The sequence below is a fragment of the Burkholderia sp. AU27893 genome (assembly GCF_002223205.1).
Taxonomy (GTDB): Bacteria; Pseudomonadota; Gammaproteobacteria; order Burkholderiales; family Burkholderiaceae; genus Burkholderia.
This window is the reverse complement of the sequence record NZ_NKFD01000004.1, coordinates 1,944,611-1,962,871: the sequence shown is the minus strand read 5'-3', so window position 1 is coordinate 1,962,871 and position 18,261 is coordinate 1,944,611. Positions and strand designations below refer to the sequence as shown.

Below are 18,261 nucleotides of genomic sequence, written 5' to 3'. Positions count from 1 at the left end.
GTTGCGTCCCGGATGGATCAGGGCGCCATCTGCCGCTCCGCCTGTTCGAACAGCCAGCGGGTGAACAGGCGGGCGGCGTGGTTCTGCGCGCGGTCGTTCGGCGAGATCACGTAATAGCCGCCGCCGTGGCTCGCCGACGCCTCCGTCACGCGCACGAGCAGCCCGGCCTCGATGCATGCGTCGATCATGTAGCGCCAGCCGAGCGATATGCCCTGGCCGAGGATGGTCATCTGCACGATCTGCGGATACGAGTTGATTGTGATGTCCTGCGGCTGCGCCTTCTGCCGGTCGATGTCGTTCTGGTCGAACCATTCGGACCACGACATCCACTGACGCTGCCCGTCCTCGAGGCGCAGCAGCGTCTCGTGCGCGAGATCGGCCGCCGCGAGCGTGCGGCCGGCCAGGTAGCCCGGCGCGCAGACGGGAAACACTTCCTCGTCGAACAGGCGCCGCGCGGTGTATTCGGCGGGCGCCTGCTGGCGCACGTAGTAGATGCCTACGTCGAACTCCGCCGGCGACATCGACGCGAGTCCGTCGCGCACGATCAGCCGCAGCTTGATGTCCGGATACGCGGTGCGAAACGCGGGCAGGCGCGGCGTGAGCCACAGCAGCGCCACGCCGGACGAGCACGCGATCGTCAGTTCGAGATCGCCATAGGGCTTCATCACATCGTGCGTGGCTTCCGCGCATTGCGTGAGGAGATGGTGCACCTGCGCTGCGTATTGCTCGCCGGCGATCGTCAGCCGCAGCGAACGATGCTCGCGCACGAACAGCGAGCGGCCGAGGAATTCCTCGAGCTGCTGGATTTGCCGGCTGATCGCGCTTTGGGTCAAATGCAGCTCGGCGGCCGCGCGCGTGAAGCTCGCATGCCGCACGGCGGCTTCGAACGCGATGAGGCACTGAAGGGGCGGCAGGGGCGTGATGCGCATGGCGGGCGTGAGGGTGGTGTGGCTCGCGACATCATAAGCGGGGATCGCGACGGAATCGCAAACCCCCGCATGGGTGAAAGCCCGACCCGCTGCAGCGTGCCCGCCTCAAGCCGCAGGCAGGTAGCGCAGCTTGTACTTGCGTTGAAGCGCGGCAAGCGCGTCGACGGAAGGCTTGCCGGGGGCCGCCAGCCGCACGAGCTCGCCCGCTTCCTTGAAGAACCCTTCCGCCCCGCCGGGCGTGAACGTCGTCAGGAATCGGCAGGGCGCCGTGCCGGCATTGTGGAATTGCTGGGTGATCCCCTTGGGCGCGACCACATAGCTGCCCGCCTTTGCGGTGTACTGAACCTCGCCGATCAGCATCGTCAGCTCGCCTTCGAGAATGAAATTGTTCTCGTCCTCGTCTTCATGGATGTGCAACGGCACGGTTCCGCCGGGGGGCAGCACGGTTTCCATGAGCGAATAAGCCCCGCCTGTTTCGGCGGCGAAAACCTTGATGTTCATTCGGGCGCCCGACGGATGCAGGACAGGGTGTCCATCGGCGGATTCGATCATGCGCGCGATCGTGGTGGCGTCAGTCATTCGTTCTCCAGTGGTGGCATGGGGCAGGGAGACGGAGGCGTCCGTCATACGGCATGCAGGTTACTGGAGCGGTAGGCTTGCGGATATCGTGTATTTTGACAAAAAATACGTGTAACTCGACAAACCGTGGTGTGCATCTCCTTGCGCTTCGACCGATGACCTTTTCCGTGACCGCAGCGCGCTTCGGCGCCTTGAGTGAAAGCGTGGCAGGCCGCCGCCATACCCATCCGGACGGGCAGCTGGTTCTGTCGCTTCAGGGTGTGGTGGCTTGCGAGGCGCGCGATGCGCACTGGATCATCCCGCCGCATTGCGCACTGTGGCTCCCCGCGGGGCTGCCTCACGTCAGCCGCGCTTCGCCCGCGGCCGAAGGGTGCTTCGTCTTCATTCACCCATCGGTGACGGGGCTGCCGGATGAATGCCGCACGCTGCGCATCAGCCCGATGCTGCGCGAGATCATCGTCGAACTGGCAAACAGGCCGCCCCAACCCGGCGTCAGGCGACACGCGTTGATGGTCGAGCTGTTGATCGAAGAGCTCGCCATCATGGAGCGGGTGGACACGCACTTTCCGATCCCGAGGCACCCTCGCGTCAGGCAGATCGCGCAGGCGCTGATCGCCTCGCCGGGCGATCGCCGTACCGTGGAAGAGTGGTCCCGCCACGTCGGTATGGGCGAGCGGACGTTGTCGCGGCGCTTGTTCGAGGAGACCGGCATGTCGTTCGGCAAATGGCGGCGGCAGTTGCATCTGATGGTCGCTCTCGAGGCGCTGGCGAAAGGCAGAAGCGTGCAGCAGGTCTCGGATGAACTGGGCTACGAGGCCGTGACGAGCTTCATCAACATGTTCAAGCAGGCGCTGGGTACGACACCCGCGAAATACCGCGCGCTTCAACCCAGTCCGTAGTGCGCCCCGGCCGCCGAACGCCGGCATGGCGAAGCGCGCCACCGGAGCCGGTCGGCAAGCCGGTCCCGGATGGCGGATGACATCGGGCATCGCGTGGACGGCGGGCTCGTCGCCATGCGCGATTCATGCGACGATTGGCGATCAATTTCCATGAATCGAGGCAGACGTGACCCGATCAACCTCCGAGAGCAAGCCGGACGCCGTCCATCCGCCGTGGATGCCCGTCGCGATGGCCGAACTCGGCATTCGCCGCCATCCTCCCGGAAGCGTCAACCCGCGCATCGTCGAATACAACAACCAGACGAACCTGGTCGGCTACGACGACAAGATTTCCTGGTGCTCGTCGTTCGTCAACTGGTGCATGACGCACGCCGGCGTTCGCGGCACGGGCTCCGCGCTCGCGCGTTCATGGCTCGAATGGGGCCGGCCGCTGGAGCGCCCGGTGTACGGCTGCATCGCGATCCTCACGCGCGACGATCCCGCGAGCTGGAAAGGGCATGTCGGGTTCTACCTGCGTCACGACGACGAACAGGTGTATCTCTTCGGCGGCAACCAGCTGGAAGAAGTCCGCGAGCTTGCGTACCCGTTGACCGAAGTGATCGGATACCGCTGGCCCGACGCCGGATGATCTCGCCGCGGCAGCGGACACAAAACTGCAATCAACGGCGCATCTGCTGCTGCTAACCTGTCGCACAACCGCATCGACCCACCCGAAGCCTGTCGGCGCATCAACGTGCCGCCGCCGGCCTTCGCACCCACAAGGAGCCAGCAGTGCAAACCGGTCATCTCCGTCTCTACGCCGATACGCAATACGCGAGCCCTTACGCGATGTCGGTTTTCGTTGCGCTCGAGGAAAAGGCGCTGCCTTATGAACTGGTGACCGTCGATCTCGGCAACCGCGCGCATTTTGCGCCCGACTACGCGGCGACCTCGCTGACGCAACGCGTGCCGACGCTCGTGCACGACGATTTCGCGCTGTCGGAATCGTCGGCGATTACCGAGTATCTCGACGAGATCTTCCCGGGCACGCGGCTCTATCCGGTCGAGCCGCGCCAGCGTGCGCGGGCGCGGCAGGTGCAGGCGTGGCTGCGCAGCGACCTGATGCCGGTTCGGACGGAGCGGTCGACCGAAGTGCTGTTCTACGGGCCGTCGAGCGAGCCGTTGTCGAGCCTGGCGCAGGCGGCCGCGCAGAAGCTGTTCGCGGCCGCCGACAAGCTGCTCGCGCCGGGCGCGGCCAACCTGTTCGGCGAGTGGAGCATTGCCGATGTCGATCTTGCGGTGATGCTGAACCGCCTGGTGCTGAATGACGATCCGGTGCCGCAGCGCCTCGCCGACTATGCGCGGGCGCAGTGGGAGCGGGCGTCGGTGCAGCGCTGGGTGAAGCTGAAGCGGCCGCCGTTGTAATTTGCGGATGCGCCGGCATGCGTGCATGGCGCGAAGCGCGCACTGGACCGGTCAGCGAGGCGGAACACGCGCGGTCATTCGCTGAACAAGTGATACCCATCCACGTTGGAGGTAGCTCAATGATCGACCACGTCTACATCTCCGTCGCCGACATCGACAAATCACTGGCTTTCTATGCAGAAGCCTTGAAGCCGCTCGGGTGGCGCGTATTCGGCAACTACGACTCCGCCAAGGGGCCAGCAGGCGTTCCCGATCTCTACGGCCTGGGTGACGACGTATACGGCAGGGGAGCGGCGGTCGGATCGAGTATCTGGTTGCGTCAGCGCAAGCCCGGCGAAACCGGTCTGTACCTCGGCATCGTTTGCGATTCCAATGAGCTGGTCGACGCAGCCTACGCGGCGGCCATCGACGCCGGCGGCATCGACGAGGGGAAGCCCGCGGATCGTACCTACTTTGCTCCCGGTTACTATGCCGCCAATGTGGCTGATTTCGACGGCAACCGCCTCGAGTTCGTACACAAGGCATGGAATCCGAAGCGGCACCCGTAGCCAGCAGCGCACTGCGTCGGAAAGTCGAACCAGGTGGCTTTCCGATGCAGGATTCGCGCTGTACTCAGTTCTTCGCCACTGCCTCCACCTCCGGCCCGCCCGCCGCGTCATTCCTGCTCCACCCACCCCCAAGCGACCGATAAAGCGCCACCGCCGCCAGCGCATGTTCGCGCTTGACCTGGTTGAGCGAATCCGAATCCCGCAGATAAACCTCCTGCGCGGACAGCACATCCAGAAAATCCGTCGCACCGCCCTTATAGAGCTGATTCGCCAACCCGAGCGCCTTGTCCGAAGCAGAAAGCGCGCTACCAAGCTTGCGCGTCGCCTCATCGGAACTGACGAGATTCGCGCGTGCATCCTCGACTTCCCTCAGCGCCTGCAGCATCGTCTGCCGTAACCCGAGTTCCGACTCGCGCATCCGGCTTTCGCTCTGCGAGATATCGGCGGTAATCCGCCCCGCATTGAAGATCGGGCTCGTCGCACTCAACGCTGCACTGAACAGGTTATCGGTCAACGTCGGCAACCCGAGATAAGAAGCCGCCAGAATCCCGTCCGTCAGGTTCAACGAAAACTTCGGATACCGTTCGGCCTTCGCCACACCGACTTGCGCCGCGCGCCGCTCGACCTGCGCATACGCCGTCAGCACATCCGGCCGCCGCAGCAACGCCTGCGAAGGCAGCGTCCCCGGCGCGCCAACCGGCGGGGCAGGAATCTCCCCGGCCTGTACCAGCAAGAGCCGATCGACCGATTCCGGCGTCCTCCCTGAATACACCGCAATCAGATTGAGCTGATGCGCAATCTGCGCCTGCGTCGGCGGAATCCGCGCTTCGAGCGCATCGAGCTGGTTTTGCGCACGCGTGACGTCAAGCTCGGTCGACAACCCGAACGCCTGCCGCTTGCGCGTGAGTTCGAGCGCATGCTGCCGGATTTTCGCGTTGTCCTGCAGGATCTTCAGTTCCTGCTGCGCCCAGCGCAGATCGACATACGCGGAAGCCGCATCGGCCGCGAGCGCGAGCCGCATCGCATCTTCCGCATGCTTCTGCCCAACCAGCTCGGCCTGCGCGGCAAGCAGATCGAGCCGTTCACCGCCGAACACATCGGGCGACCAGCTCAACGCGAGCCCCGCGCCCGCCTGCCGCACATAGCCGAGCGGCGGCGGCGTGTTCTGCCGTGCGTCGGCCGCATGCGCGGTCGCGTCGAGTTCGGGCAGCAGCACCGCGCGCTTCTGCACGGTCAGCGCCTGCGCCTGCTTCACGCGTTCGGCGGCGGCCTGCAGATCGAGGTTGCCGTCGAGCACGGTGGCGATCAGCCGGTCGAGCGCGGGATCGTGGAATTGCGCCCACCACGCGGCGGCGTCGATGTCCGCGCGCGGCACATCGGTGTCCCATGCGTCCGGCGCGAGCGTCCGAACCGAATCCTGAAGCGCCGGATGCTGCGCGGGCTGCACCGCACATCCTGCGGCGAGTGCGCTGACGGCAAGGGCGACGAGAAGTTTTTTCATGATGGTGATGACCTCAACCTCAGTGCGCGTCCGGCGGCGGCGCGTTCAGGGAAATGGGTTTGGAGAAGACGACCGCGAGCAGCGCGACGACGAAGCACAACGACAGCGCGTAGTACGCATCGGCATAGGTGAGCGTGAGCGCTTCGCGATAGATCAGGTGATGCAGGTTCGCGAGCCCGGCTTGCGCGGTGTCCAGCGTGTTGCCGGCCACCGATGTCCAGTACGCGGCCTGCCGATCGAGCAGCGACGCGATCTGCGGCTGGCCGGCGCTCACGTGCTCGTTCAGGCGCAGGTAGTGAAAGTTCAGCCGGTCGTTGAGCATCGTCGCACTCACCGCGATCCCGATTGCCCCGCCGAGATTGCGCATCAGGTTGAACAGGCCACTGGCGGATTTCAGGCGCGACTGCGGCAGCGAGCCGAGCGCCATCGTCACGATCGGCGGCACGCTGAACTGCTGGCCGATGCCGCGCAGCGCCTGCGGCAGCAGCAGCTCGCGCCAGCCCCAGTCGTGCGTGATCGGCGTGTACAGGTAGCAGCCGAGCCCGAAGCAGATCAACCCGAACACGAGCAGCGAACGCAGGCTGAAGAAGCGCGCGGCGAACGCATACGCACAGAGCGCAATCAGCTGGAATGCGCCGACCGACAGTAACGCCATGCCGATCTGCAGCGAGCTGAACGCGCGCACCTGCGCCAGAAACAGCGGCGTCAGGAACACGGTCACGAAGATCCCGATGCCGGTCACGAACGACAGCAGGCTGCCGATCCCGAAGTTGCGCACGACGAGCGCGCGCAGGTCGACGATCGGATCCTTCGCGGTCAGCGCATGCACGATGAACAGGAAGCCGCAGATACCGGAGATCCACGCGCAGATCACGATCGCGTCGTCGCCGAACCAGTTCTTGCGCGGGCCTTCCTCCAGCACGTATTCGAGGCAGCCGAGGAAGCCCGACATCAGCACGATGCCGAGATAGTCGCCGCGCTTGATGAGGCTGAGGTCGGGTTCGTCGATGTGCACGTAGCGCGGCACGAGCGCAGCCACCGCGATGCCCGGCACGAGGTTCAGGTAGAACAGCCAGTGCCACGACCATTGATCGGTGATCCAGCCGCCGATCACGGGGCCGATCGCCGGCGCGAGCGACGCGAGCGCGCCGATGGTCGTCGACGCGATCAGCCGCTGCTTGCCGGGGAACAGCACGAACGCGGTGGTGAACACGGTCGGGATCATCGCGGCGCCGAGTGCGCCCTGCAGCCCGCGAAACAGGATCATCGAGTTGATGTCCCACGCGACGCCGCACAGCATGCTGGTGATCGTGAAGCCGACCGCCGATGCGGCGAACAGCCAGCGCGTCGACATCACCTTCGACAGCCAGCCCGACATCGGGATCACGATGATCTCGGCGATCAGGTAGGCGGTTTGCACCCACGACAATTCGTCCTGGCTGGCGGACAGGCCGCCGCCGATGTCGCGCAGCGACGACGCGACGATCTGGATGTCGAGCGTCGCCATGAAGAAACCGATGCACATCAGCGCGAACGCGAACACGCGCTGCTTCGTGGGTTGCGACGCCGGGTCGCCGGAAAACGCGGTGGTCATCGTCGTCTCCCGCTCAGTTCGCGTGGTCGGTATGCACGGTCACGACCGCGGACAGGCCGGGGCGCAGCACGTGGTCGAGGCCCGGCTGCGGATCGAGGTGCACGCGCACGGGCACGCGCTGGACGATCTTCGTGAAGTTGCCGGTCGCGTTCTCGGGCGGCAGCACGCTGAAGGTCGCGCCGGTGGCGGGCGCGAGGCTGTCGACGCGGCCGTGCAGTTTCGTGTTCGACGCATCGAGCGACACGTCGACGCGATCGCCCGCGTGCATCTTGCGCAGCTGGTCTTCCTTGAAGTTCGCGTCGATCCACAGCCCGGAAGCCGGCACGACCGTCAGCAGCGGCACGCCGACGTTCGCGAGCATCCCGACGCGGCCCGTGCGGTTGCCGACGTAGCCGTCGACCGGCGAGCGGATCGTCGTGTATTCGACGTTGAGCGCGGCGACGCGCTGCGCGGCAAGCGCGGTGTTCACGCGGGCCCGCGCATCGGCGAGCTGCGCACCGAGTACGTCGAGCTGCCGCTTCGACGCGAGCAGCGCGGCGTCGCTGCGGTCGACGGCGGCGCCGGCCTTTGAATAATCGGCGTCCGCGCGTTCGACGATCTGGTTCGACACGGCGTCGGATTTCACGAGCTCGCGATAGCGCACGCGGTCCGACGCGGCACGCGTCAGCTCGGCCGACGACGCATTCTTCTCGGCCGCCTGCTGGCCGATCACCGCGAATTGCAGTTGCTGCTTCGCCTCGAGTTCGGTCACCGCGGAGCGCGCGCTGTCGACTTCGGCGCTGGCCTGTGCGAGCTTCGCGTCGTAGTCGCGCGCATCGAGTTGCACGAGCACGTCGCCGGCCTTCACGCGCTGGTTGTCGGTCACGAGGATCTTGTCGACGAAGCCGTTGACCTTCGGCGCGAGCACGGTCACGTCGCCGCCGACATACGCATCGTCGGTGCTTTCCTGAAAGCGCAGCACGAACAGCCAGTCGAGCGCGGCGGCGGCGGCGACGATGACGACGGCACCCACCGCGATGCGCATCCACGGCACGCGACGCTGTTGCTTCGCGGGCTGGTCGAGTGTGGCTGCTTCGCGGGATGAGGCAGCGGCTTGGGTCGTATCCATCGATTCACCTATGTATATGCACTTATCAAGTCGATCGACGGCATGTCGTCGATCGGGGAAGGGGCTAGCGTTCCGGCAGGTTGTGCGTGATCCGGAACAATTCGTCTCTGAGGCGGGCCGCCTGCGCCGACCCGAACCGCTGCTCGAACGCTTCCTGCGCGGCGAGCCAGTGCACGTGCGCGTCGGCGATCTTCGTTTCGCCGTGCGCGGTCAGCGCGAACGTCTGGCGGCGGCATCGCGGCTCGATCCGTCCGGCCACCAGCGCCGCGCCGATGAGCGGCTTGAGCGCGCGCAGCAGCGCGGTGCGTTCGATCACCAGCACGGTCGACAGCGTCGCCATCGTCAGGCCGGGCCGGTCGCGCAGCAGCGCGAGAATGCTGTACTGCGACGGCGTCACGCCCGCCCGCGACAGATAGCGCTCGTAGAACTGCGAGATCCGTCGGGCGGCTTGCCGGACCGCGAAGCAATCGTCATCGGTGAGCGTCATCTTGTGCATGTACACATGTTAGGAGGCAATGCGGCCCGGAGCGAGCGGCGGGGCGCGATCAGATTGTTGTCGCGGCTGTACCAATCGGCGTCAGGCGGCCGCCGGAACGATCCAGCCTTCGCGGTCGCAATAGGCGGCCGTGTAGTCGATGAACGTCTTGACCTTGGCGGGCAGCAGCGCGCGGTTCGCGTAGGCGAGCTTGATCTCGACGGACGCATCGACGAGGTCGGCGTCGGCCAGCAACTGCACGAGCGCGCCCGACGCAAGCTGGGCATCGACGAGCGTCTTCGGCACGACGCCGATGCCGAAGTCGTGCATCACCATTTCACGGTTGAAGACGGGGCTGTTCGACGAGATGTCGAAGCGGAACGGCACGGTCAGCGTGTTGCCGTCGACGCGAAACGACAGCGCGGGCCGGCGCAGCGACGGCGACATCGGCACGAACGGATGGTCGGCGAGATCGGCCGGCGCGACCGGGCGCGAGTGGGCGCGCAGGTACGCGGGGGTCGCGACGATCACGAGCGGAATCCGCTCGATCAGCCGCACGACGGTCGATTCGTTCGTCAGCATGTACGGGACGACGATACCGATGTCGTAGCCTTCGCCGACGAGATCGATGGGGCGCTCGGTCAGCGTCACGTCGAGGCGCACCTTCGGGTGCGCGGCCTTGAAGCCGGCGATCAGCGGCACCAGCCGGTTCAGCGTGGCCGTCGTGTGCGCGACGAGCCGCAGCAGGCCTTCGGGCTCGCGCGTCGGCGACTGCGCTTCCGCCTCGAGCGAGTCGAGTTCGTCGAGCACGGCCGCGCAGCGCTCGTAGATGCGCTCGGCCGTCTCGGTCAGCGACACCTGGCGCGTGGTCCGGTGCAGCAGCCGGCTGCCGAAGCGCGCTTCCAGATCCGCGACCGCGCGCGACACGACCGGCCGTGCGAGGCCGTGCATGTCGGCGGCGCGCGTGAAGCTGCGCATCTCCACCACCGACCGGAAAATCCGCAGCTTGTCGATGTAGTCCATGTCCGTCTCCTTGACGCGAGGCCGGCCGCCGGCCTTGTTACGGCGGAGTGTACATTGACTTTATGCATATGCACATATAAATTGCGAAACATGAACGACACCTCGATTGCCCAGGCGTGCAACTGCCTCGCGCTGCGTCAGGCGGCGCGCTTCGTCACGCAACTGTACGAGCGCCATCTGGCCCCGGTCGGCGTCACGCCCGCCCAGTTCTCGATCATGGCGAACCTGACGCGCCAGCCCGGCCTGCTGATGAGTGAACTCGCCGATACGCTCGTGATGGATCGCACGACGCTGCTGCGCGCGCTCAAGCCGCTGCAGCGCGACGGCTTCGTCGCGACGGCCGCGTCCGAGCACGACACGCGCGCGCATGCGCTGAGCCTCACGAAGCTGGGCGAGCGCACGTTCGCTGAAGCGAAAGTCGCCTGGCAGGCCGCGCAGGACGAATTCGAGACGCAGTTCGGCCGCGATCGCGCGAAGGCGCTGCGCGACGAGCTGTTCAGTGTGACCGCGGAACGCTAGACGGCGGGCCGGCGGCAAACTGGAGCTAAATTCGAGCCATTGGTCGCTTCAGAGCCGCTAAATGGCGGAAATTGGTTTTTGAAACTGTCCGGTCAAGTGCTGATCTGGACAGTTTTTATTTCCAGTTGTAGAGTCCCCTGACGGATTTCACGAGCCGGCGCGGCCGGCACGCGTCAGAGGAGTAACCGATGCTGCAGTTGAGTGACCGCGACAGCGCGATGCTGCGCGGGGATTTCGGCGAGGGCGTCGCGCGCGCGATGCGGATCGTCGCGCGCACGGCGCACGTGATGTCCGCGCCGCACCTGATCGACATCACGTCTGCCCATATCGACGGCTGCCTTTACCACGGCCAGACCAGCCTCGACTTCGTCGAGTATTTCGTCGACACCGGCGCGAAGGTCGCGGTGCCGACCACGTTGAACGTCGGGTCGCTCGACCTGATCCATCCCGAGCTGTACCACGGCGACCGCACGATCGAGCGCGATGCGCAGCGCCTGATGGACGCGCATCTGCAGCTCGGCTGCGAATCGAGCTTCACGTGCGCGCCCTATCAACTGAAGAACCGTCCAGCGAAAGGCGAGCAGATCGCCTGGGCCGAATCGAACGCGATCGTGTTCGCGAATTCGGTGCTCGGTGCGCGGACGAGCCGGTACGGCGATTTTCTCGACCTGGCCGCCGCGATCACCGGGCGTGCGCCGTATGCGGGGCTGCATGTCGAAGCGAACCGCGCCGCGCGGATCGTGTTCAACGCACCGGATTTCAGTCGCTTGGCGTCGCGCGACATCTATTTCGCCGCGCTCGGGCTGCTGATCGGCAGGATCGCGGGCGCGGTCGTGCCGGCGATCGTCGGGCTGCCGGCGGACACCACGGAAGACGAACTCAAGGCGCTGGGTGCGGCTGCGGCATCGAGCGGGGCCGTTGCGCTGTTCCATGCGGTCGGCGTGACGCCCGAGGCACCCACGCTCGACGCCGCACTGCATGGACAAGCGGCGCAACGCACAGTCGATGTCGCGATGGCCGATCTCGACGAGATCCGCCGCACGCTGAACCATGGCGCGGCCGGCGATGCACTCGTCGCGGTGGCGCTCGGCACGCCGCATTTCTCGCTGGCCGAATTTCGCACGCTCGACACGTTGCTCGACGCGTTCGACGGCAAGCCGGCCTGCGATTTCTACGTGAACACGAGCCGATTCATCCTGTGGGAACTGGAGGAGGCCGGCCTCGCGGAGAAATTCGCGGCACGCGGCATCCAGATCGTCGTCGATACCTGCACGTACATCACGCCGGTGATGAAGCAACTGTCGGGGCTCGTGATGACCAATTCGGGGAAATGGGCGTCGTATGCGCCCGCGAACATCGGCGTGACGGTCGCGTACGGCAGCATGCGCGAATGCGTGCGTTCGGCGTACGAAGGAAAGGTGCGATTCGATGACTGAAGTCACGCGCAAGGGTTTGACGGGCGACACGCTCGTGCCGGGCAGCGCGTGCGCGCGCCCGTTCGTGCTCGACAAGCCGCTCAGCTTCTGGGGCGGCTACGACTCGGGTGCGGGAAAGATCGTCGATCGCGGCCATCCGCAGGCCGGCGCGAGCCTCGCCGGCAAGGTGATGGTGATGCCGCACGCGAAGGGCTCGAGTTCGAGCAGCAGCGTGCTGGCGGAAGCCGTGCGCAACGGCACGGGGCCAGTCGCGATCGTGCTGAAGGAGCGCGACCTGATCATCTCGATCGGCGCGATCGTGGCGGCCGAGCTGTATGCGATCGCGGTGCCGGTGGTGTGCGTGACCGACGACGTGTACGACGCGATCGCCGCCGCGACGGGGGAGGTGCGGATCGAAGCGGAAGAGGGGGATGGCGGTGCGTCGATCTATCTTGACGACGCCGGTTCGTCCAGTCCTCCCGCGGCCTCCCGGTAAGCACTCGGCGTCTGCCCGGCCCAGCGCCGGAACGCGCGCGTGAAATTCGCCGGGTCGGTGAATTGCAGCCGCTCGGCGATCGTCTTCAGGTCGAGATCCGACGCAGCAAGCAACTGCTTCGCGTCGCGAAACCGGGCTTCATCGAGCAATTGCCGATAGCTCGAACCGGCTTCCTCGAGCCGGCGCCGCAGCGTGCGTGTGGATACGAGCAGCGCGTCAGCGAGTGTCTCCGGCCCAGGATATTCGCCAGCCCCGCGTGCCAGCTCCGCGCGCACGCGTTCGACGAGATCGCCTTCCTCCTGGCGCACCTGCGCATACTCGCGCTCCACCTGCACGAGCGCCTGCCGGTGCGCGACTTCGTCGGCGAGCGGCAGCGGCCAGTCGAGCACGTCGTGCGCGATCCATAGCGCATTGGCGGCGCAGCCGAATTCGACCGGCGGCAACTGATCGCGATAGCGCGCGAAATAGGGCGGCTCCGGCCACGCGAATTGCAGCTTGATCGGCGGCGACGTGCGTCCGGCCCATTGAGAGATGTTCTGCGCAAGCCCGGTCAACACGAATTCGAACATCACGTGATGCTGCAGCACGGGGCTGGCCTGCACGCCGTGCAGTTCGAGCGTCGCGCCGCGTTCGTCTTCTGCATAGGTCAGCCGATATTGGCGATTGCGCATCCGGAAGTAGCGCTGCGTGACGGCGAGCGCTTCCCGGATGTCCCGCGCGGTCAGCGTCGCATAGCCGAGAAAGCCGTGCACGGTCGGCTTCAGCAGCAGCCCGAACGCGAGCCCGATGCCCGGATCGCCGCCGATCGCGATCGCATTGAGCACGAGCCGCCCCCATTGCGACGGCGCGACGCGCGCGTCCGGTTCGGCCAATACCGCATCGCGCAGGCCCGTGCCGGCGCGCACGGCGGCCAGATCGACGCCGCGTGCGGCCAGCGCCTGCAGCAACAGGCGCGGATAGGCGACCGGAATCGTCGGCCGGCGTAGCCCGAGGCGGTCCTTGGCGAGAGGGGAGGTCATGTCGTCTTGGCCGGAAATGACAAGCATTATGGCTGTTTGCCCCCTCACGTTCAAGGCAGCGCGCGCCTACGATGTCACGCATCGCTTACTGGCACGCATCGGCACGCTCATCATGACCACGACCTTTCCCCACCTGCTCGCCCCGCTCGACCTCGGCTTCACGACGCTGAAGAACCGCGTGCTGATGGGCTCGATGCACACGGGCCTCGAGGACAGCCGCAAGACGCTGCCGCGGCTCGCCGAATATTTCGCCGAGCGCGCCCGCGGCGGCGTCGGCCTGATCGTGACGGGCGGCTTCGCGCCGAACGTCGCCGGCTGGACCAAGCCGTTCGGCGGCACGCTGATGACGTCGGCTGCCGCGCGGCGGCATCGCGAGATCACGGATGCCGTGCATGCGGAGGATGGCAAGATCGCGCTGCAGATCCTGCATACGGGACGCTACGGCTATCACCCGTTCGCGGTCGCGCCGTCGAAGATCAAGTCGCCGATCTCGCCGTTCGCGCCGCACGAACTGAGCGCACGCGGCGTCGAGCGGCAGATCCGCGCGTTTGTCCGCTGCGCGAAGCTCGCGCGGGAAGCCGGGTATGACGGCGTCGAGATCATGGGCTCCGAAGGCTACCTGATCAACCAGTTCATCTCGATGCATACGAACAAGCGCACCGACCAGTGGGGCGGTTCGTACGAGAACCGCACCCGGCTGCCGATCGAGATCATCGAACGTACGCGCGAAGCGGTCGGCCGCGATTTCATCCTGATCTACCGGCTGTCGATGCTCGACCTGATTCCGGACGGCAGCGACTGGAGCGAAACCGTGCAGCTCGCGAAGGCCGTCGAGCGCGCGGGCGCGACCATCATCAACACGGGGATCGGCTGGCACGAGGCGCGGGTGCCGACGATCGCGACGTCGGTGCCGCGCGGCGCGTTCGCGTGGGTGACGAAGAAGATGAAGGGCGAGGTAGGCATTCCGCTCGTGACGACCAACCGGATCAACCGCCCCGAAGTGGCCGAGCAGATCCTCGCGGACGGCTGCGCGGACATGGTGTCGATGGCGCGCCCGCTGCTCGCGGATGCCGAGTTCGTCGTCAAGGCCGCGCAGGGTCGTGCCGACGAAATCAATACGTGCATCGGCTGCAACCAGGCGTGCCTCGATCACGCGTTCAAGAACCAGATCGCGTCGTGCCTGCTGAACCCGCGCGCGTGCCACGAGACGGAACTGAAATACACGCCCGCCGCGCGGCCGAAACGCATCGCGGTGGTCGGCGCGGGGCCGGCCGGGCTCGCATGCTCGACCGTGCTCGCGCAGCGCGGCCATCAGGTCGACCTGTTCGACGGCGCGGCCGAGATCGGCGGCCAGTTCAACATGGCGAAGCGGATTCCCGGCAAGGAAGAGTTCCACGAAGCGCTGAGCTACTTTGGCCGCCAGATCGAGCTGACCGGCGTGAACCTGCACCTGAACCGCCGCGTCGACGCGAACGACCTGATCGCGGGCGGCTACGACGAGATCGTGCTCGCGACCGGCGTCGCGCCGCGCGACCCGAAGATCCCGGGGCAGGACGGGCCGAATGTGCTCAGCTACATCGACGTGCTCGCGGGCAAGCAGCCGGTCGGCCGGCGTGTCGCGGTGGTCGGGGCGGGCGGGATCGGCTTCGATGTCGCCGAGTATCTGGTGCAGGAGGGCGAATCGCCGGCGCTCGATCTGGAAGAGTGGAAGGCCGAGTGGGGCGTGACCGACCCGGCTGCGACGCGCGGTGGCGTAACGCGTGCACAGGTGACGGCGCCGGCGCGCGAAGTGACGCTGCTGCAGCGCAAGGCCGCGCCGCTCGGCAAGGGGCTCGGCAAGACGACCGGCTGGATTCACCGCGCGACGCTGAAGATGAAGCAGGTGAAGATGATCGGCGGCGTGAACTATGAACTGATCGATGCGCGCGGGCTGCACGTGTCATACGGCGAGCAGCGCACCGATCACGAAGTGATCGAGGCCGACACGATCGTGCTCTGCACGGGGCAGGAGCCGCAGCGCGCGTTGCTCGCGCCGCTGCAGGCGGCCGGGCGCTCGGTGCACCTGATCGGCGGCGCGGAACTGGCCGCCGAACTCGACGCGAAGCGCGCGATCGATCAGGGCTCGCGGCTCGCCGCGCGGCTGTAACGGACGGTCGCTGCGACGGCCACCCGAGAAGGTACGCCGCGTGGCGATGATCCGCCTGCGCGGCCGTTCGTGGCTCACCGTCTGCTGCACCGATTCGCCGGCGCAGGACTGAAACGAGCCGCAACGCCGGCCGCGTCGCCACGTAACGTGGCGGCGCTACCCCGACAGACCGTGACGGCGATTGGCCATCACCCGGCTCAGGCCGCTTCGGCCCGTTCTTCCTCTTCCGCTTCCAGCATCGCCTTGACGATCAGGTAGATGGCCGGCAGGTCGTCATCGTCGCGGCGCCAGTCGACCGGTTCCTCGACATCCGCGGCGACCAGGCGGCTGTCGCGCAGCCGGATGAACGCGTCGACGACGGCCGGATCGTTGCGGCTCAGGAAGCCGGCATTCGAGAATGCCAGCTCTTCGACGTTCAGCAGCGCCTGCCAGCTCATCGTGCGCACGGCCGCGGGATGGGTGCGGCGCCGCAGGCCGAGCGCCCGCTGCGCGGGGCCGCCCGCGACACGTTGCAGATCGACGACCGCCCGCTGCGCGGCGCGCTCGAAGTGGACGGGGTTGAAGCCGGGTTGCTCGGGATCGAATGCGGATGCCTGGAACATGGTCGCCTCACAAAAGTCCGTTCGTCTGTGAATGACGGAATTCGGGTCAAATGGTGCAAAAGCACTGTAAATATATACAGTGTTTGGCGCGGTTTCAAGCCCCGGATGAAGGATTTCGTGCGATGGCGATCGAAGCGGGCGGCTGCCCCGGGCAGGCGACCGATCTACACCGCTGCCGCGATCGTCTCCCGCAACCACCGATGCGCCGGATCGCGATGCACGCGTTCGTGCCACAGCATCGACATTTCGTAGCCGGGCACGTCGACGGGCGCGGCCACGACACGCAGCGCGGGCACGTCGCGCACCAGCCGCTCGGGCACCATCGCGACGAGATCGGTGCTGGCCACGGCCGACAGCACGAACAGGAAATGCGGCACCGACAGCACGACGCGCCGCTTGACGCCCACCTTCGCGAGCGCTTCGTCCGTCACGCCGAAGAAGCCGCCGCCGTCGGGCGACACGATCACGTGCTCGAGCGTGCCGAACTGCGCGAGCGTCGGGCGCCGCTTCAGCTTCGGGTGCCCGGCACGGCCGATGAGCACGTAACGCTCGGCGAACAGCGGCAAGCGCCGCATGCCGGGCGGCGACGCTTCGGTCATGTGGAAGACGAGATCGATGCCGTTTCGTTCGGTGTCCTGCTCGATGCGCGGCGGTACCAGCTCGACCACGGCGAGGCGCGTGGCGGGCGCGGCCGAACGCAGCGTGTTCAACGCGGGCAGCACGATCGTCGATTCGCCGTAGTCGGTCGCGGCCACGCGCCACGTGTTCGTCGCGGTCGCGGGATCGAACGGCGTGGCGGGAATGACCGCGCGCTCGACCGCTTCGAGCGCATCGCGCAACGGTTCGCGCAGCGCTTCCGCGCGCGCGGTCGGCCGCATTCCACGCGGCCCCGGCAGCAGCAGCGGATCGCCGAACACGTCGCGCAGCTTCTGCAATTGCACGCTCACCGACGGCTGCGACATGTTCAGTTTCTCGGCCGCGCGCGTGACGTTGTGCTCGGCGAGCAGCACGTCCAGCGTGACGAGCAGATTGAGATCGAGTCGTCTGAGATTATTCATGGCTATACCTGGAATATCAGGAATTCATTTCAAATATACCGTTGGCGGCGGCATCCTGCAGTCATTCAATCAACGGAGTACCGAACATGAATGTGCTGATCGTCTATGCCCATCCCGAACCGCGTTCGCTGAACGGCGCATTGCGCGACTTCTCCGTCGCGCATCTCGAAGCGGCCGGCCACACGGTGCAGGTGACCGACCTGTATGCGATGAACTGGAAGGCGGCGTTCGACGCGGACGACGTGACCGATCGTGCGCCCGATGCGCGGTTCGATCCGTCGCTCGACTCGAAGCGCGCGTTCGCGGCGGGTACACAAAGCGAAGACATCGCACGCGAGCAGGAGAAGCTGAAGTGGGCCGACGCGGTGATCCTGCAGTTTCCGCTGTGGTGGTTCTCGATGCCGGCGATCATGAAGGGCTGGTTCGAGCGCGTGTATGCATGCGGCTTCGCTTACGGCGTGGGCGAGCATTCCGATACGCACTGGGGCGATCGCTATGGCGAAGGTTCGCTTGCCGGCAAGCGCGCGATGGTGATCGTCACGGCAGGCGGGTGGGAGTCGCATTACAGCCCGCGCGGCATCAACGGGCCGATCGACGACGTGCTGTTCCCGATCCAGCACGGGATGCTGTATTACCCAGGCTTCGACGTGCTGCCGCCGTTCGTGATCTACCGGACGGGGAAGATGAACGACGCGCGCTTCGACGAAACGCGTGCGGCGCTCGGCAAGCGTCTGGATGAACTGTGGACCACGCAGCCGATCCCGTTCCGGCGGCAGAACGCGGGCGATTACGACATTCCGGCGTTGACGCTGAAGGAAGAAATCGTGCCGGGGAAGGCGGGGTATGCGGTGCATCTGGCGCACGAGCATGGATGATGCATGGCCGGCCCGAGGGAGAAAGCGGCGCGCGGGCATATCGACACCTGCGCCCGAATCAAGTAGTTTCC

Annotated in this window: 19 protein-coding genes; 9 read left to right on the top strand and 10 right to left on the bottom strand. The window is 66.4% G+C overall.

Annotation, left to right across the window (positions count from 1 at the left end; all coding sequences use genetic code 11):
- Window positions 1-17 precede the first annotated feature (17 nt).
- Both CFB47_RS28615 and CFB47_RS28610 read right to left on the bottom strand, forming a co-directional pair.
- Window positions 18-929 carry a LysR substrate-binding domain-containing protein gene (locus tag CFB47_RS28615; protein WP_089463002.1) on the bottom strand — a complete coding sequence of 304 codons (912 nt, stop codon included), beginning with the start codon at window positions 927-929 and terminating at the stop codon, window positions 18-20.
- A 105-nt stretch (window positions 930-1,034) separates the two neighbouring features.
- Window positions 1,035-1,508 (bottom strand): cupin domain-containing protein, encoded by a 474-nt coding sequence (locus tag CFB47_RS28610; RefSeq protein ID WP_179258990.1) that lies wholly within the window; start codon window positions 1,506-1,508, stop codon window positions 1,035-1,037.
- Window positions 1,509-1,663: 155 nt separating this feature from the next.
- Between CFB47_RS28610 and CFB47_RS28605 the strand changes: the two genes are divergently transcribed.
- From CFB47_RS28605 to CFB47_RS28590, 4 genes are all read left to right on the top strand, one after another.
- Entirely contained in the window at window positions 1,664-2,407 is a 744-nt protein-coding gene (locus CFB47_RS28605; protein WP_179258989.1) for a helix-turn-helix domain-containing protein, read from the top strand.
- A gap of 217 nt (window positions 2,408-2,624) precedes the next feature.
- Window positions 2,625-3,035, top strand: coding sequence for a TIGR02594 family protein (locus CFB47_RS28600; RefSeq protein ID WP_039344965.1), 411 nt, complete (start codon window positions 2,625-2,627; stop codon window positions 3,033-3,035).
- A gap of 143 nt (window positions 3,036-3,178) precedes the next feature.
- Window positions 3,179-3,811 (top strand): glutathione transferase, encoded by a 633-nt coding sequence (gene yfcF, locus CFB47_RS28595; RefSeq protein WP_081421180.1) that lies wholly within the window; start codon window positions 3,179-3,181, stop codon window positions 3,809-3,811.
- Window positions 3,812-3,930: 119 nt separating this feature from the next.
- The gene (locus CFB47_RS28590; protein ID WP_089462999.1) at window positions 3,931-4,359 is read left to right on the top strand and encodes a VOC family protein; all 429 of its coding nucleotides are present in this window, start codon (window positions 3,931-3,933) and stop codon (window positions 4,357-4,359) included.
- Between the two features lie 64 nt (window positions 4,360-4,423).
- On the opposite strand, the gene CFB47_RS28585 is transcribed toward CFB47_RS28590, so the two are convergent.
- The 5 genes from CFB47_RS28585 to CFB47_RS28565 form a co-directional block, all read right to left on the bottom strand.
- The gene (locus CFB47_RS28585) at window positions 4,424-5,860 is read right to left on the bottom strand and encodes an efflux transporter outer membrane subunit (RefSeq protein ID WP_089462998.1); all 1,437 of its coding nucleotides are present in this window, start codon (window positions 5,858-5,860) and stop codon (window positions 4,424-4,426) included.
- Between the two features lie 19 nt (window positions 5,861-5,879).
- A complete protein-coding gene (locus tag CFB47_RS28580) occupies window positions 5,880-7,454 on the bottom strand; it encodes a DHA2 family efflux MFS transporter permease subunit (protein WP_089462997.1) in 1,575 nt (524 codons plus the stop codon).
- 13 nt (window positions 7,455-7,467) lie between these two features.
- Window positions 7,468-8,562, bottom strand: coding sequence for an HlyD family secretion protein (locus tag CFB47_RS28575; RefSeq protein WP_089462996.1), 1,095 nt, complete (start codon window positions 8,560-8,562; stop codon window positions 7,468-7,470).
- Window positions 8,563-8,626: 64 nt separating this feature from the next.
- Window positions 8,627-9,058 carry a MarR family winged helix-turn-helix transcriptional regulator gene (locus CFB47_RS28570; RefSeq protein WP_089428111.1) on the bottom strand — a complete coding sequence of 144 codons (432 nt, stop codon included), beginning with the start codon at window positions 9,056-9,058 and terminating at the stop codon, window positions 8,627-8,629.
- 81 nt (window positions 9,059-9,139) lie between these two features.
- Entirely contained in the window at window positions 9,140-10,060 is a 921-nt protein-coding gene (locus CFB47_RS28565) for a LysR family transcriptional regulator (protein ID WP_089462995.1), read from the bottom strand.
- A 90-nt stretch (window positions 10,061-10,150) separates the two neighbouring features.
- Between CFB47_RS28565 and CFB47_RS28560 the strand changes: the two genes are divergently transcribed.
- The 3 genes from CFB47_RS28560 (at window position 10,151) to CFB47_RS28550 (ending at window position 12,490) form a co-directional block, all read left to right on the top strand.
- Entirely contained in the window at window positions 10,151-10,579 is a 429-nt protein-coding gene (locus tag CFB47_RS28560) for a MarR family winged helix-turn-helix transcriptional regulator (protein ID WP_089428109.1), read from the top strand.
- A gap of 188 nt (window positions 10,580-10,767) precedes the next feature.
- Window positions 10,768-12,015, top strand: coding sequence for an aconitase X (locus tag CFB47_RS28555; RefSeq protein WP_089462994.1), 1,248 nt, complete (start codon window positions 10,768-10,770; stop codon window positions 12,013-12,015).
- Window positions 12,008-12,490, top strand: coding sequence for an aconitase X swivel domain-containing protein (locus CFB47_RS28550; RefSeq protein WP_089462993.1), 483 nt, complete (start codon window positions 12,008-12,010; stop codon window positions 12,488-12,490). The genes CFB47_RS28555 and CFB47_RS28550 overlap by 8 nt, the downstream gene beginning before the upstream one ends.
- On the opposite strand, the gene CFB47_RS28545 is transcribed toward CFB47_RS28550, so the two are convergent.
- Window positions 12,442-13,536 carry an AraC family transcriptional regulator gene (locus tag CFB47_RS28545; RefSeq protein WP_089462992.1) on the bottom strand — a complete coding sequence of 365 codons (1,095 nt, stop codon included), beginning with the start codon at window positions 13,534-13,536 and terminating at the stop codon, window positions 12,442-12,444. The two genes, CFB47_RS28550 and CFB47_RS28545, sit on opposite strands and share 49 nt — an antisense overlap.
- 85 nt (window positions 13,537-13,621) lie before the next feature.
- Between CFB47_RS28545 and CFB47_RS28540 the strand changes: the two genes are divergently transcribed.
- The gene (locus tag CFB47_RS28540) at window positions 13,622-15,655 is read left to right on the top strand and encodes an NADPH-dependent 2,4-dienoyl-CoA reductase (protein ID WP_089458945.1); all 2,034 of its coding nucleotides are present in this window, start codon (window positions 13,622-13,624) and stop codon (window positions 15,653-15,655) included.
- A 197-nt stretch (window positions 15,656-15,852) separates the two neighbouring features.
- Here CFB47_RS28540 and CFB47_RS28535 read toward each other — a convergent pair whose 3' ends face one another.
- Together CFB47_RS28535 and CFB47_RS28530 are read right to left on the bottom strand one after the other, a co-directional pair.
- The gene (locus CFB47_RS28535; protein WP_039344831.1) at window positions 15,853-16,257 is read right to left on the bottom strand and encodes a DUF2471 family protein; all 405 of its coding nucleotides are present in this window, start codon (window positions 16,255-16,257) and stop codon (window positions 15,853-15,855) included.
- Window positions 16,258-16,421: 164 nt separating this feature from the next.
- Window positions 16,422-17,315, bottom strand: a complete 894-nt coding sequence (locus CFB47_RS28530) for a LysR family transcriptional regulator (protein WP_089462991.1) — start codon at window positions 17,313-17,315, stop codon at window positions 16,422-16,424.
- Window positions 17,316-17,401: 86 nt separating this feature from the next.
- Between CFB47_RS28530 and CFB47_RS28525 the strand changes: the two genes are divergently transcribed.
- Complete coding sequence (locus tag CFB47_RS28525; RefSeq protein WP_089457755.1) at window positions 17,402-18,190, top strand: NAD(P)H-dependent oxidoreductase; 789 nt, start codon at window positions 17,402-17,404, stop codon at window positions 18,188-18,190.
- Window positions 18,191-18,261 lie beyond the last annotated feature (71 nt).

Excerpts from the sequence above, each read along its gene's own strand:
- CFB47_RS28600 (WP_039344965.1), top strand. The coding sequence starts at position 2,625 with ATGCCCGTCGCGATGGCCGAACTCGGCATTCGCCGCCATCCTCCCGGA.
- CFB47_RS28565 (WP_089462995.1), bottom strand. The coding sequence starts at position 10,060 with ATGGACTACATCGACAAGCTGCGGATTTTCCGGTCGGTGGTGGAGATG.
- CFB47_RS28545 (WP_089462992.1), bottom strand. The coding sequence starts at position 13,536 with ATGCTTGTCATTTCCGGCCAAGACGACATGACCTCCCCTCTCGCCAAG.
- CFB47_RS28555 (WP_089462994.1), top strand. The coding sequence starts at position 10,768 with ATGCTGCAGTTGAGTGACCGCGACAGCGCGATGCTGCGCGGGGATTTC.
- CFB47_RS28570 (WP_089428111.1), bottom strand. The coding sequence starts at position 9,058 with ATGCACAAGATGACGCTCACCGATGACGATTGCTTCGCGGTCCGGCAA.
- CFB47_RS28525 (WP_089457755.1), top strand. The coding sequence starts at position 17,402 with ATGAATGTGCTGATCGTCTATGCCCATCCCGAACCGCGTTCGCTGAAC.
- CFB47_RS28585 (WP_089462998.1), bottom strand. The coding sequence starts at position 5,860 with ATGAAAAAACTTCTCGTCGCCCTTGCCGTCAGCGCACTCGCCGCAGGA.
- CFB47_RS28535 (WP_039344831.1), bottom strand. The coding sequence starts at position 16,257 with ATGTTCCAGGCATCCGCATTCGATCCCGAGCAACCCGGCTTCAACCCC.
- CFB47_RS28615 (WP_089463002.1), bottom strand. The coding sequence starts at position 929 with ATGCGCATCACGCCCCTGCCGCCCCTTCAGTGCCTCATCGCGTTCGAA.
- CFB47_RS28530 (WP_089462991.1), bottom strand. The coding sequence starts at position 17,315 with ATGAATAATCTCAGACGACTCGATCTCAATCTGCTCGTCACGCTGGAC.
- CFB47_RS28605 (WP_179258989.1), top strand. The coding sequence starts at position 1,664 with ATGACCTTTTCCGTGACCGCAGCGCGCTTCGGCGCCTTGAGTGAAAGC.
- CFB47_RS28610 (WP_179258990.1), bottom strand. The coding sequence starts at position 1,508 with ATGACTGACGCCACCACGATCGCGCGCATGATCGAATCCGCCGATGGA.
- CFB47_RS28590 (WP_089462999.1), top strand. The coding sequence starts at position 3,931 with ATGATCGACCACGTCTACATCTCCGTCGCCGACATCGACAAATCACTG.
- CFB47_RS28575 (WP_089462996.1), bottom strand. The coding sequence starts at position 8,562 with ATGGATACGACCCAAGCCGCTGCCTCATCCCGCGAAGCAGCCACACTC.
- CFB47_RS28540 (WP_089458945.1), top strand. The coding sequence starts at position 13,622 with ATGACCACGACCTTTCCCCACCTGCTCGCCCCGCTCGACCTCGGCTTC.
- CFB47_RS28560 (WP_089428109.1), top strand. The coding sequence starts at position 10,151 with ATGAACGACACCTCGATTGCCCAGGCGTGCAACTGCCTCGCGCTGCGT.
- CFB47_RS28580 (WP_089462997.1), bottom strand. The coding sequence starts at position 7,454 with ATGACCACCGCGTTTTCCGGCGACCCGGCGTCGCAACCCACGAAGCAG.
- CFB47_RS28550 (WP_089462993.1), top strand. The coding sequence starts at position 12,008 with ATGACTGAAGTCACGCGCAAGGGTTTGACGGGCGACACGCTCGTGCCG.